At 62.7% G+C, this 12861-nt stretch carries 11 protein-coding genes; 7 read left to right on the top strand and 4 right to left on the bottom strand.

The genetic code is table 11. The features are described 5' to 3' along the window. Positions 1-203 precede the first annotated feature (203 nt). From AAHM38_RS15825 to AAHM38_RS15795, 7 genes are all read left to right on the top strand, one after another. Positions 204-1478 carry an HlyC/CorC family transporter gene (locus tag AAHM38_RS15825; protein ID WP_012762997.1) on the top strand — a complete coding sequence of 425 codons (1275 nt, stop codon included), beginning with the start codon at positions 204-206 and terminating at the stop codon, positions 1476-1478. Between the two features lie 259 nt (positions 1479-1737). Then, positions 1738-3465, top strand: coding sequence for a type IV-A pilus assembly ATPase PilB (pilB, locus tag AAHM38_RS15820; RefSeq protein WP_012762998.1), 1728 nt, complete (start codon positions 1738-1740; stop codon positions 3463-3465). Positions 3466-3509: 44 nt separating this feature from the next. Beyond that, positions 3510-4772, top strand: a complete 1263-nt coding sequence (locus tag AAHM38_RS15815) for a type II secretion system F family protein (RefSeq protein ID WP_012762999.1) — start codon at positions 3510-3512, stop codon at positions 4770-4772. A gap of 4 nt (positions 4773-4776) precedes the next feature. Beyond that, positions 4777-5658 carry a prepilin peptidase gene (locus AAHM38_RS15810; protein ID WP_012763000.1) on the top strand — a complete coding sequence of 294 codons (882 nt, stop codon included), beginning with the start codon at positions 4777-4779 and terminating at the stop codon, positions 5656-5658. A gap of 13 nt (positions 5659-5671) precedes the next feature. Next, on the top strand, positions 5672-6286 hold the full coding sequence (coaE, locus tag AAHM38_RS15805; protein WP_009241592.1) for a dephospho-CoA kinase: 615 nt from the start codon (positions 5672-5674) through the stop codon (positions 6284-6286). A 135-nt stretch (positions 6287-6421) separates the two neighbouring features. Next, positions 6422-7180: a cell division protein ZapD gene (gene zapD / locus AAHM38_RS15800; protein ID WP_004633038.1), complete on the top strand. Its 759-nt coding sequence runs from the start codon at positions 6422-6424 to the stop codon at positions 7178-7180. Positions 7181-7188: 8 nt separating this feature from the next. Further along, entirely contained in the window at positions 7189-7392 is a 204-nt protein-coding gene (locus AAHM38_RS15795) for a DNA gyrase inhibitor YacG (protein ID WP_012763001.1), read from the top strand. Here AAHM38_RS15795 and AAHM38_RS15790 read toward each other — a convergent pair. The 4 genes from AAHM38_RS15790 to secA form a co-directional block, all read right to left on the bottom strand. After that, on the bottom strand, positions 7385-7834 hold the full coding sequence (locus AAHM38_RS15790; protein ID WP_012763002.1) for an NUDIX domain-containing protein: 450 nt from the start codon (positions 7832-7834) through the stop codon (positions 7385-7387). The two genes, AAHM38_RS15795 and AAHM38_RS15790, sit on opposite strands and share 8 nt — an antisense overlap. Beyond that, positions 7824-8708 carry an ATP-binding protein gene (locus AAHM38_RS15785; protein WP_012763003.1) on the bottom strand — a complete coding sequence of 295 codons (885 nt, stop codon included), beginning with the start codon at positions 8706-8708 and terminating at the stop codon, positions 7824-7826. Before AAHM38_RS15785 ends, AAHM38_RS15790 begins: the two co-directional genes overlap by 11 nt. A 16-nt stretch (positions 8709-8724) precedes the next feature. Continuing rightward, the gene (gene argJ, locus AAHM38_RS15780) at positions 8725-9954 is read right to left on the bottom strand and encodes a bifunctional glutamate N-acetyltransferase/amino-acid acetyltransferase ArgJ (RefSeq protein ID WP_012763004.1); all 1230 of its coding nucleotides are present in this window, start codon (positions 9952-9954) and stop codon (positions 8725-8727) included. Between the two features lie 73 nt (positions 9955-10027). Then, positions 10028-12832, bottom strand: a complete 2805-nt coding sequence (gene secA / locus AAHM38_RS15775) for a preprotein translocase subunit SecA (protein WP_012763005.1) — start codon at positions 12830-12832, stop codon at positions 10028-10030. Positions 12833-12861: the final 29 nt, after the last annotated feature.

Below are 12861 nucleotides of genomic sequence, written 5' to 3'. Positions count from 1 at the left end.
TCTCACCCCGACCAGTTTCTTGTATTTCAATCATTTCTGCGGCACAGTTTTCAGCATCGCCGCACAGCAATTCCAAGCTTCTTTCGGCATCGTCCGCTCAGTTCAGCGGGGTGTTGCGCTGTCCGCGCAACCAACGGCCGCGTGCGCAGAAGCGCCAAACCCCTCTGTTATAGTGGGCGCTTCGCCGTTCTCCCTCTCCCGCTTTGGACTCTTGGCCGCTCTGGGCACAAATCGGCGCCGTCGTGCTGCTGTTGTGTTGCTCCGCCTTCTTCTCGATTTCCGAAACCGCGATGATGGCGCTCAATCGCCATCGCCTGCGCCATCTTGCAAAGTCCAACGTATCCGGCGCGCGCAATACGCTGCAATTGCTTGGTCAGACCGACAAGCTGCTCTCGCTCATCCTGATCGGCAACAACCTGATCAATACCGCCGTGCCGGTGCTGATCACCACCTTGGCGATCCACTACTTCGGCAACAACGGAACGACGCTGTCGATCGCCACGGCCATCGTGGCGTTTCTCATCATCGTGTTCGCCGAGATCGCCCCGAAGATCGTGGGCGCGACCTATCCCGAACGCGTTGCGTTTCCCGCCAGCTTCATCATCAAGCCCCTGATGCAGGTTTCGACGCCGCTGGTCGCGGTGGTCAACGCGTTTGCCATGGGGGTGCTGCGGCTGGTGCGCATCAATACGCGCAAGGCGCCGGAACAGCGCATGTCGACCGAGGAACTGCGCACGCTGGTGCTGGAATCGGGCAACTTCATCCCGCACAAGCACCGCAGCATCCTGCTCAACCTGTTCGACCTGGACGCCATCACCGTGGACGACGTGATGACGCCGCGCGCGCGGGTGGAATCGCTCGATCTGTCGCGCCCGATCGAAGAGGTCATCCAGCAGCTCGAGACCTGCTATCACAACAAGTTGCCGGTGTTCGAGCAGGACAGCGATCAGGTGATCGGCATCCTGCACGTGCGCAAGGCGCTGTCGCTGCTCGGACACACCGACCTCACGCACGACGATTTCCGCAGCTTGCTGGCCGAGCCCTATTTCGTACCGAGCGGCACGCCCGTTTTCCGCCAACTACAGTACTTTCAGGAGAACCGCCGCCGCCTCGGCCTGATCGTCAATGAATACGGCGACATGCTGGGGCTGGTGACGCTCGAAGACATCATCGAAGAGATGATCGGCGAGTTCACCACCACGCTGCCCAACGCCGGCAAGCTGGCCTGGGACAAGGAAGGCACTTATCTGGCGGATGCGGGAATGTCGTTGCGCGATCTGAACCGGCGCCTGGGCCTGAGTCTGCCGACCGACGGCCCGAAAACGCTCAACGGGCTGCTACTGGAAGAGCTGGAAGAGATTCCCGAGGCGACGGTCAGCGTGAAGATCGCGGGCTGCGTGATGGACATCGTCCAGATGGACAGTCAGTCGATCCGCACGGTGCGACTGCATCAGCCGCCGCAGCCAAAGCGTAGTTGACGCCACACCTGAGGCCGAACGCTTCAGTTGGAGCGGTTTTCTGCCGATGTGGCACAAATGCAAGTTGCGCTTTGATGTGCGCTTTACAAATGCAGGGGCGGTCGGCAAACTGCCCCGGTTCCGGGCACCACCCCCCACGAATGGGTGGGGTACCGGCTGCAGAACATAGAACAATCGCCTTGGGGGGCGAGCGCGCGCAGGAGGCGGTGGGGCCCGGCGCGCGCTGAAATGGTCAGCTTCAGCCTGACGGACTGGACTCATGACACTCGGACTCGCTCTAGCGCAGAGCCGGCGGATCGCGCCGACGCTACTTACCCAGCTTGAACAGAGCGCGCGTGAGAAACGCACCCAACTGATCGACGAACTGGTGGGCAGCGGGATCATGAGTGCGCACGACCTCGCTGTGTTCGTGGCCGGCAAGTACCAGATGCCGCTGCTGGACCTGGCACAGTACAAGCTCGACACCGTGCCGGCCGTGCTGTCGGCCAACAAGCACTTTGCCCAGTTGCGCCTGTTGCCGCTGGGCCGTCGCGAGAACCGCCTCATCCTCGCCACGTCCGACCCGAGCGATCCGAAGCCGATCGAAGAGCTGCGTCAGAAGATGAACGTGGCCATCGAAACGGTCATCGTCGAACACGACAAGCTGGTTCGCCAACTCAGCCTCGCCAATGAGGCGCCGGCCGAGATCAAGTCGCTCTTCCCCAAGCAGGAAGCCACGCAGATCGAATACGATGCGGGCGCTGCCGCCGCCACGCGTCGCACCACCCCCGACGGCATCGACGATGCCCCTGTGGTGCGCTTCCTGCAGAAGCTCTTTACCGAAGCCTTGCTGCGCGGCGCATCGGATTTGCATTTCGAGCCCTTTGAAACGTTTTACCGCGTGCGTTTCCGCATCGACGGCATCCTCGCGCAGGTCGCGCAGCCGCCGCTCGATATCCGCGACAAGATCGCGACGCGCATCAAGGTGCTGTCGCGCCTCGACATCTCGGAAAAGCGTGTGCCGCAAGACGGCCGCATGAAGCTGCTGATCACTGTCCCGAAAGACCGCAAGGACAAGGACAACAAAGAGACGATCGAGCGCGCCATCGACTTCCGGGTGTCGACGCTGCCGACGCTGTTCGGCGAAAAGATCGTGATCCGGATTCTGGAGTCGTCCACCGAGCGGCTCGATATCGACCAGCTTGGCTATGAGCCGGAGCAAAAGCAGTTGCTGCTCGACGTCATCAAGCGGCCGTACGGCATGGTGCTCGTGACGGGGCCAACCGGATCGGGCAAAACCGTGTCGCTGTACACGTTCCTGAACAGGCTGAACCAGGGCGACATCAATATCTCCACCGCCGAAGACCCAGCGGAAATCCAGTTGCCCGGCATCAACCAGGTCAACGTGAACGACAAGGCTGGGCTGACCTTTGCGGCGGCGCTGAAGTCGTTCCTGCGGCAGGATCCGGACATCATCATGGTGGGCGAAATCCGAGATCTGGAGACGGCCGACATCTCGATCAAGGCTGCGCAGACCGGTCACCTGGTGTTTTCCACGCTGCACACCAACGACGCGCCGACCACGCTGACCCGCTTGATGAACATGGGGGTTGCGCCATTCAACATCGCGTCGTCGGTGCTCTTGATCACGGCACAGCGGTTGGCGCGACGGCTGTGCAAGGAATGCAAGAAGCCCGGTCCGCTGCCCAAGGAAACGCTGCTCGATGCAGGCTTTACCGAGGCCGACCTAGACGGCTCATGGCAGCCGTATCACCCGGTCGGCTGCGAGATCTGCAACGGCAGCGGCTACAAGGGACGGGTCGGCATCTACCAGGTCATGCCGATTACCGAAGCGATCCAGGAAATCATTCTCACACACGGCACGGCGCTGCAGATCGCCGAGCAAGCGCGCAAGGAAGGCGTGCTGTCGCTGCGCGAATCCGGCTTGCGAAAAGTGAAGCAGGGGCTGACTTCCCTCGAGGAAGTGCTGGCCACAACGAACCAATAACCTTCTCGATCAATCGTTCCCATACCGGGGGGTAGGAACCAACCATGGCCACACGAGCACCTGCCGCAAACCGCGCTGCCGCGCCGGCACGAAAGACCGCCAAGACCAAGGCGCCCACGCAGTACATCTTCGAGTGGGAAGGCAAAGATCGGAAAGGCAAGATTTTCAAGGGCGAGATGCGCGCCGAGAGCATCACCGAGGTGAATGCCATCCTGCGCAAGCAAGGCCTGTCGATCACCAAATCCAAGCGCCGCCGCGCGGCCCGCGGCAAGAAGATCACGCCGAAGGACATCGCCTACTTCACGCGCCAGCTGTCGACCATGCTGAAGGCCGGCGTGCCGCTGCTGCAGTCGATCGACATCATCGCAAAGGGCCACGCCAACCCGAACTTCACGCAGCTGCTCACGGAAATCCGCGTCGATATTGAATCGGGCAGCAGCATGGCGCAAGCCTTCCGACGTCACCCGAAGTACTTCGACACGCTGTACTGCAACCTGATCGACGCGGGCGAGCAAGGCGGTATTCTGGATGCGCTGCTCGAGCGGCTTTCGCTGTACATGGAAAAGTCCCTCGCACTGAAGGCGCAGATCAAGTCGGCCCTGATCTACCCGATCTCGGTGCTGACGGTGGCCTTCCTGGTGACCGTGGTGCTGATGATCTTTGTGGTGCCGTCGTTCAAGGGTGTTTTCTCCGGTTTCGGTGCCGATTTGCCAGCCCCGACGCTGTTCGTCATTGCGATATCGGATTTCTTCGTCAAGTGGTGGATACCAATCGTGCTAGGGCCCATTGCCGGCATTGCACTGTTTTCGCGTGCATTCAAGCGATCTGAAAACGTCCAGCGTTCGACGCATCGCTTCATCCTGAAGATTCCCATCTTTGGCGACATCATCCGCAAGGCAACCATTGCTCGCTGGACGCGTACGCTGGCTACCATGTTCGCAGCCGGTACGCCGCTCGTGGAGTCGATGGAGTCGGTCGCCGGGGCCGCAGGCAACTGGATCTACCATGATGCGACCCTCGAGGTTCAGCAAGCGGTACGTATCGGCACGAGTCTCACCAACGCCATGCAAGCGACACACGTGTTCGACAACATGGTCCTGCAGATGACGCAGATCGGTGAAGAGTCCGGCGCCCTGGACAACATGCTGCTGAAGGTGGCGGAGTTCTACGAGCGCGAGGTGGACGATGCGGTCGCCAACATCTCGACTCTGATCGAACCCATCATCATCGTCTTCCTCGGCGTGCTAATCGGCGGCATGGTGGTGGCGATGTATCTGCCGATCTTCAAGCTTGGTACGGTGGTCTGACGCAATGCCTGAGATGTTCGTCATCCCCACGTTGGCGCAACTGCCGGCGTGGTTTGTAGTTGCCGCAGGCGGGCTGGTCGGCTTGCTGGTCGGCAGCTTCCTCAACGTGGTGATCCACCGTCTGCCGCGCATGATCGAGCGGGAGGAAGCCAACTATATTGCCGAGTTGCGCGAAGAACCGCTGCCTCACCCGGAGGCATACAACCTGATCGCGCCGCGCTCGGCGTGCCCGTCGTGCGGTCATCAGATCAAGGCGATCGAGAATATCCCCGTGTTGAGCTGGCTTGCGCTGCGCGGCCGTTGCAGTGCGTGCAAAACGCCCATCTCTTGGCGCTATCCCGCTGTGGAACTGGTCACCGGTCTGCTGACGGCGGCCTGCCTTTGGCACTTCGGCCCGACGTGGGTAGCGGTTGCATCGGCGGTGCTGCTGTGGTTCCTAATCGCCGGCACGATGATCGACGCCGACACGCAGCTGTTGCCCGACGCGATCACCCAGCCGCTGCTGTGGCTGGGGCTGGGCGTGAACCTGTTTGACATGTTCACGCACCTGCACGATGCGGTGATCGGCGCGATGGCCGGCTACCTGTTCCTGTGGTCGATCTATTGGGCCTACAAGCTCTTGCGCGGCCGTGAAGGCATGGGCTACGGCGACTTCAAGTTGATGGCCGCGCTCGGCGCGTGGTTCGGCTGGCAGGCGCTGCCGTTGCTGGTGCTGCTCTCGTCGGTCGTGGGTCTGGTGTTTGGGCTCGTACGCATTGCGCGCGGCGCGAAGAGCGAATCGCCGTTCTCGTTCGGGCCGTTCATTGCCGGGGCGGGCGTGATCGCACTGCTGGCCGGCCCGCAATTGCTGGTGATGGCGGGCCTCGGTCCGCTGCTAGCGCCATAAGAGCACCGTCAGCATGCGCGTGATCGGCCTGACCGGCGGCATCGGCAGCGGCAAGAGCTACGTGGCGGATCGCCTTGCGGAGCGCGGTGCCGCCATTGTCGACACCGACGCCATCGCACACGAGATCACCGCACCGGGCGGCGCCGCCATCCCCAAGCTGGTCGAAACGTTCGGCGCCGGCATCTTACGCAGTGACGGTGCCATGGACCGCGACGCCATGCGCGCCCTGGCCTTTTCGGACGCTACGGCCAAATCGCGACTGGAGCAGATCACGCATCCGCTCATCCGCGAGATTGCGCTGTCGCGCGGGGCCGCTGCGCAGGCATCGGGCGCGCATCCGTACCTCGTCTACGTCGTCCCGCTGCTGGTGGAATCCTTGGCCGGGCATCACAGCTGGCGCTCGCTGGTCGACCGCATTCTGGTGGTCGACTGCCCCGTTGACACGCAGATCGCCCGCGTGATGGCAAGGAACGGGCTGCCGCGCGCGCAAGTGGAAGCCATCATCGCCCGCCAGGCTTCACGCGAAGCCCGCCTCGCCGCCGCCGACGACGTGATCGACAACAGCGGCACGCTGGCCGACCTCCTGCCGCAGATCGACCGTCTGGACCCAACCTACCGGTCGAACTGAAACGCACTGAAAGTTGCGGTCACATCCCTTTGCATTGTGATGAACGAGGGTCTCGCATAGAATGCGGGCAGATCGAGGCCAAATGGGCTTCGGGGCCGCATATGCCAGCAGGCCAGCACACCGGGCACCCAAGTTTTGATCCTGTACGAATATCCCTTCAACGAACGCATTCGGACGCTGCTGCGCCTCGAAGACCTGTTCGAGCGGCTGGATTTCTTTCTCGTGCAGGAGCACCCGCTGCAACACCACGTGGCACTGACCACGCTGTTCGAAGTGGTCGACGTGGCCGGGCGTGCCGATCTCAAATCCGATCTGCTGAAAGAACTCGATCGCCAGCGCCAGACGCTCACCGCGCTGCGCGCCAACCCGCAGATCGATCAAGACGCGCTCGACGCCGTCATCAGCGAACTGGAAACCGCCTCGGGCAATCTCACCGCCACACATGGCAAGGCCGGCCAGCTGATTGCCGACAACGAGTGGCTGACGAGCATCCGCAGCCGCGCCATCATTCCCGGTGGTACATGTGAATTCGATCTGCCGGCGTATTTTGCATGGCAGCATCACCCCGCCGAGCGCCGCCGCGCCGACATCATCAAATGGGCCCAACCGCTGGTGCCGCTGCGCGACGCCACGATGATCGTGCTGCGCCTGCTGCGCGAATCGGGCCAGAGTGGCAAGGTGATTGCTAACGCTGGAAGCTATCAGCAGATGCTGTCGGGCCGCGTGTATCAGCTGATGCAGGTGCGCCTGGATGAGTCGGCGCTGGGGTTCATTCCCGAAATCAGCGCCAACAAATACATGCTCTGGGTGCGTTTTACCCAGCAGGATGGCGACCTGCGACCCAAGCCGGTCGATGCGGATATCCCGTTCCAGCTGAAGCTCTGTAATTTCTGAGCCGCATCATGAATGTGAAGACCGTCAAATGCCCCAGCTGCGGCAAGGCCGTGCCTTGGGTGCCGGAGAGCCGCTATCGCCCCTTCTGCTCTGAGCGCTGCAAGCAGATCGACCTGGGTGCCTGGGCTGCCGAGCAGTACACCATCCCCGTAGTCGAAGAAGACGACCTGCCCGACGCACCGGGCAACGATACGAGCGGCAGGCTCAACTAGCCGTCGCTTCCTCGCGCATCCATTCGAAGACGGGCAACGTTGCCGGCAACACCGGATCCACGCTGATCGGCAGCGTCTGCCAGGCGAAATCCTGGCCTTCCAGCGCCCGCAACGTGCCGTCCCAGGCCGTGACCTTGCAGAAGTGCAGGCGCACGTATGCGTGCGGGTAGTCGTGCTCGATGGTGTGCCACGGCACGCAGGTGCGCAACGTGACGTCCAGCTCTTCCTTCAGCTCACGCATGAGCGCGGCTTCAACCGATTCGCCCGCTTCCAGCTTGCCGCCGGGGAATTCCCAGTAGCCCGCGTACGGCTTGCCTTCGGGACGCTGCGCCAGCAAGAACTGGCCGTCTGGCTGCACCAGCACACCGACGGCCACTTCGGTGATCTTGCGGCCGTCAGGCGTGTGTGTCGGTGGCATTTGCGTCAGATTGTCAGTCGACATGCTGCCGTCCATGCTTGCCGCCCCAGTCGCGGGCGAACTGCCATGCCACGCGTCCGGAGCGCGAACCGCGTTCCAGCGCCCAAACCAGCGCGTCGCCACGTGCAGCGGCGATGTCCTCGTCGCTGCAGCCGAAGTGCCGGAGCCAGTGGCCGACGATGGTCAGGTATTCGTCCTGCTTGGGCGGGTAGAACGACAGCCACAGCCCGAAGCGCTCCGACAGCGAGATCTTCTCTTCCACCACCTCGCCCGGATGGATTTCGCCGTCCGAGGTGTGCTGGTAGGTCTCGTTGTCCTTCATGTATTCCGGCAGCAGATGGCGCCGGTTGGACGTTGCGTAGATCAGCACGTTGTCTGACTGCGTTGCCACCGAACCGTCCAGCGCAGACTTCAGCGCCTTGTAGCCCGACTCGCCCTCTTCGAACGAAAGGTCATCGCAGAAGATCGCGAAGCGCTCGGGGCGCGCCGAGAGTTGCTCGACGATATCGCCCAGGTCGGCCAGATCGTCCTTGTCGACCTCGACCAAGCGCAGGCCTTCCTTCACGAATGCGTTCAGGCATGCCTTGATGAGCGATGACTTGCCAGTGCCCCGCGCGCCCGTGAGCAGTACGTTGTTGGCCGGCAACTTGCGCACGAACTGGCGCGTGTTGGCGACGATGGCGTCTTTCTGCCGTTCGATGTTGTGCAGATCGCTCAGATGGATCGGCGGCAGTTGCCGGATCGGCGCGAGATAGCCGATGTTGCCGAACAAGCTCTGGCGCTTGTGCCAGCGGAAGGCAACAGCCTCGTTCCAGTCAGCTTCGGTCAGTTCAGGCGGCAGCCATTGCTCAAGCCGCCCGAGAAAGCGGTCGAGCCGTGCGGAAAGATCGGACGACATAGCAGCGGACTCCGGATTACGAACGGTAATCCGCGTTGATCGACACGTAGTCGTGCGAGAAATCGCACGTCCATACGGTGGCGCTGGCGTCGCCGCGGCCGAGCGCGATACGCACGGTGATCTCCGCCTGCTTCATCACGCGCTGGCCGTCTTCTTCGCGGTACTCGGGGTTGCGGCCACCGTCACGCGCGACCCATACGTCGTCGAGCCACAGGTTGACGCCGTTCACGTCGAGGTCCGTCACGCCGGCGTAGCCTACAGCAGCCAGGATGCGCCCAAGGTTGGGGTCCGAAGCGTAGAACGCGGTCTTGACCAGCGGCGAGTGGGCAACCGCGTAAGCGATCAGGCGGCACTCATCGACGTTGCGGCCACCCTCGACCTGGATGGTCATGAACTTGGTCGCACCTTCGCCGTCGCGTACGATCTTCTGCGCCAACTCTTGTGCAAGGCCCGTCAGCGCATCTCGCAGCGCGGCGTAGTCGGGGTGCGATTCGGAATCGATGCGCGGCGTCCCCGCCCGGCCCGTGGCGATGACGACGAACGAGTCGTTGGTGGAGGTATCGCCGTCCACCGTCACGCTGTTGAACGAGTGATCGGCGGCGTGGCGCACCAGCCCTTGAAGCACCGCGTCATCCACATTGGCATCGGTGGCGATGAAGCCGAGCATCGTCGCCATATTCGGGCGGATCATGCCCGCACCCTTGCTGATGCCCGACATGCGCACGGTCTTGCCCGACAACGTGCACGTGGCCGACGCTGCCTTGGGTACGGTGTCGGTGGTCATGATGGCCTCGGCGGCGGCCAGCCAGTTGTCCGGCTTGGCGTTCGCCTCAGCAGCAGGCAGTCCGGCGATGATGCGGTCGACTGGCAGCGGCTCCAGAATCACGCCCGTGGAAAACGGCAGCACCTGCTCCGGCGACACGCCCAGCAGCTTGGCCACGGCATCGCAGGTCTGGCGCGCATGCGCAAGGCCAGGCGCGCCGGTACCGGCGTTCGCATTGCCCGTGTTCACGACGATCGCACGTGCGCCCTTGCCGCTCGCCAGATGCTCGCGGCACACCTGCACAGGTGCCGCGCAGAAGCGGTTCTGCGTGAACACACCGGCCACCGTCGCGCCCTCGGCGATACGAACCAGCAGCACGTCCTTGCGATTGGCCTTGCGCACACCGGCCTCGGCCCAGCCGAGGTCCACGCCGTCGATCGGCAACAGGGAGTCAGCGGCGGGCGCGACGAGATTCACAGCCATGGAGCACACCTTTCAAATGAGGATGCCCGCAGTGCGGGCATCGTGAATCAACAGAAAACGGAGCGAAGCAGCGTCAAGCGAGTTTGCCGTGGCACTGCTTGTACTTCTTGCCCGAACCGCATGGGCACGGGTCGTTGCGGCCAACCTTCGGGACTTCGCCGGCGAGTGCGGCGGCAGCAGCCGATGCCACCGATCGCGGTGCGGCCATGGCCGGCGTTGCGCCATGAATCTCGGCATCGCCGGCAGCCACTTCGGCGAGTTCGCTGAACTCGTCGTGCTTGTACTGCACGTTGCTCAGCGCGGAGAGATCTTCTTCGATCTGTTCGGAGGCTTGCTCCAGCTCTTCCTGCGACTGGATGCGCACCGTGAAGACAATACGCGTGACCTCGTTGCGGATGGTGTCGAGCAGGCGGCCGAAGAGTTCGAACGACTCGCGCTTGTACTCCTGCTTCGGGTCCTTCTGCGCATAGCCGCGCAGGTGGATACCCTGACGCAGCATGTCGAGCGCCGCCAGGTGCTCACGCCAGTGCGTGTCGAGGCTTTGCAGCATCACCGAACGCTCGAAGCCGGCGAAGGACTCACGGCCAACCTGCGCCACCTTGCCTTCGTACACCGCTTCAGCGGCGTCCAGCACCATCTTGAGCAGGTCTTCGTCTTCGATCGACTGGGCGGCTTCCAGCGTCTTCACCAGCGGCTGATCCACGCCCCAGTCTTCACGCAGCGTCTTTTCCAGACCGGCAACATCCCACTGCTCTTCCATGGTCTCGGCCGGCACGTACGTGCGGAACAGCTCGGTGAACACGGATTCACGCAGGTTCTTGACGAGATCGCCCACATCCTGCGCTTCGAGAATCTCGTTACGCAGCTTGTAGAGTTCCTTGCGCTGGTCGTTGGAAACGTCGTCGTATTGCAGCAGCTGCTTGCGGATATCGAAGTTGCGGCCTTCGACCTTGCGCTGCGCCGATTCGATCGAGCGCGTGACGATGCCGGCTTCGATCGGCTCGCCTTCGGGCATCTTCAGGCGATCCATGATCGCACGCACGCGATCGCCCGCGAAAATGCGCAGCAGTTGATCGTCCAGCGACAGATAGAAGCGCGACGAACCCGGGTCGCCCTGACGGCCCGCACGGCCGCGCAACTGGTTGTCGATCCGGCGGGACTCGTGGCGCTCGGTGCCGATGATGTGCAGACCGCCCGCCGCCTTCACCTGCTCGTGCAGCGCTTGCCATTCGTCCTGCAACTGCTTCACGCGCGCGGCCTTTTCTTCGTCGGAGAGCGACGCGTCGGCCATCACGAAGCCCGCTTGCTTCTCCACGTTGCCGCCCAGCACGATGTCGGTACCGCGGCCGGCCATGTTCGTCGCAATGGTAATCGCCTTGGGGCGGCCCGCTTCCGCAATGATCGCGGCTTCGCGCTCGTGCTGCTTGGCGTTGAGCACCTGATGCGGCAGCTTCCCTTGGTTCAGCAGGTTCGACAGCAGTTCGGAGTTCTCGATGGACGTCGTGCCCACCAGCACCGGCTGGCCGCGCTCGTAGCAATCGCGAATGTCGCGAATGACGGCGTCGTAGCGCTCCTTCGAAGTCTTGTAGATCTGATCCTGCAAGTCCTTGCGCTGCGGCGTGCGGTTCGTCGGGATCACCACGGTTTCCAGGCCGTAGATCTCCTGGAATTCATACGCTTCCGTGTCCGCCGTACCGGTCATGCCCGACAGCTTGTTGTACATGCGGAAGTAGTTCTGGAACGTGATGGTCGCCAGCGTCTGGTTTTCCTGCTGGATCTGCACGCCTTCCTTGGCTTCCACGGCCTGGTGCAGACCGTCGGACCAGCGACGGCCCGCCATCAGGCGGCCGGTGAATTCATCGACGATCACCACCTCACCGTTCTGCACGACGTAGTGCTGATCGCGGAAGAACAGGCTGTGCGCGCGCAGGGCGGCGTACAGGTGATGCATCAGCGTGATGTTCTGTGGCGCGTAGAGCGATTCGCCCTCGCCGATCAAACCGGCTTGCAGCAGGATCTGCTCGGCCTTCTCGTGACCGGATTCAGTCAGATAGACCTGGTGCGATTTTTCGTCGACATAGTAGTCGCCCGGCTTCTCGACGCCCGTGCCATCCGACTTCTCTTCGCCGATCTGGCGCGTGAGCTGCGCCGGGATGCTGTTCATGCGGCGGTAGAGGTCGGTGTGGTCTTCCGCCTGGCCGGAGATAATCAGCGGGGTACGCGCTTCATCGATCAGGATGGAGTCCACCTCGTCGACGATCGCGTAGTTCAGCGGACGCTGCACGCGCTGGCCGGCGTCGTACACCATGTTGTCGCGCAGGTAGTCGAAGCCGAACTCGTTGTTGGTGCCGTAGGTGATGTCCGATGCGTAGGCGGCCTGCTTCTGGTCGTGGTCCATGGTGGTCAGGTTGACCCCCACCGACAAGCCCAGCCAATTGTACAGGCGGCCCATCCATTCGGCGTCGCGCTGTGCCAGGTAATCGTTGACCGTCACGACGTGCACGCCCTGGCCAGAGATGGCGTTCAGGTACACAGCAAGCGTAGCCGTCAGCGTCTTGCCTTCACCCGTGCGCATTTCGGCGATCTTGCCGTCGTGCAGCACCATGCCACCGATCAGCTGCACGTCGAAGTGCCGCATCTTCATTACGCGCTTGCTGGCCTCACGGCACACGGCAAACGCTTCGGGCAGGAGCGCGTCGAGCGTCTCGCCCTTGGCAAAGCGTTGGCGGAATTCTTCGGTCTTGGCCTGCAGCTCGGCATCGGTGAGCGCTTCGAACTTGGGCTCGAGCGCATTGATCTGCGCCACCTTGCGGCGGTACTGTTTGATCAGCCGTTCATTACGGCTGCCGAAAATCTTCTTGAGAAGGCCCGTGATCATCGATGGCTAGGGCCGGCGAGCCACCCGAG

The sequence above is a fragment of the Ralstonia sp. OTU4908 genome (genome assembly GCF_038440115.1).
In the GTDB taxonomy this organism is placed as follows: domain Bacteria; phylum Pseudomonadota; class Gammaproteobacteria; order Burkholderiales; family Burkholderiaceae; genus Ralstonia; species Ralstonia pickettii.
Note: the sequence above shows the minus strand (reverse complement) of the source record. Positions and strands in the feature narration are given on the sequence as shown.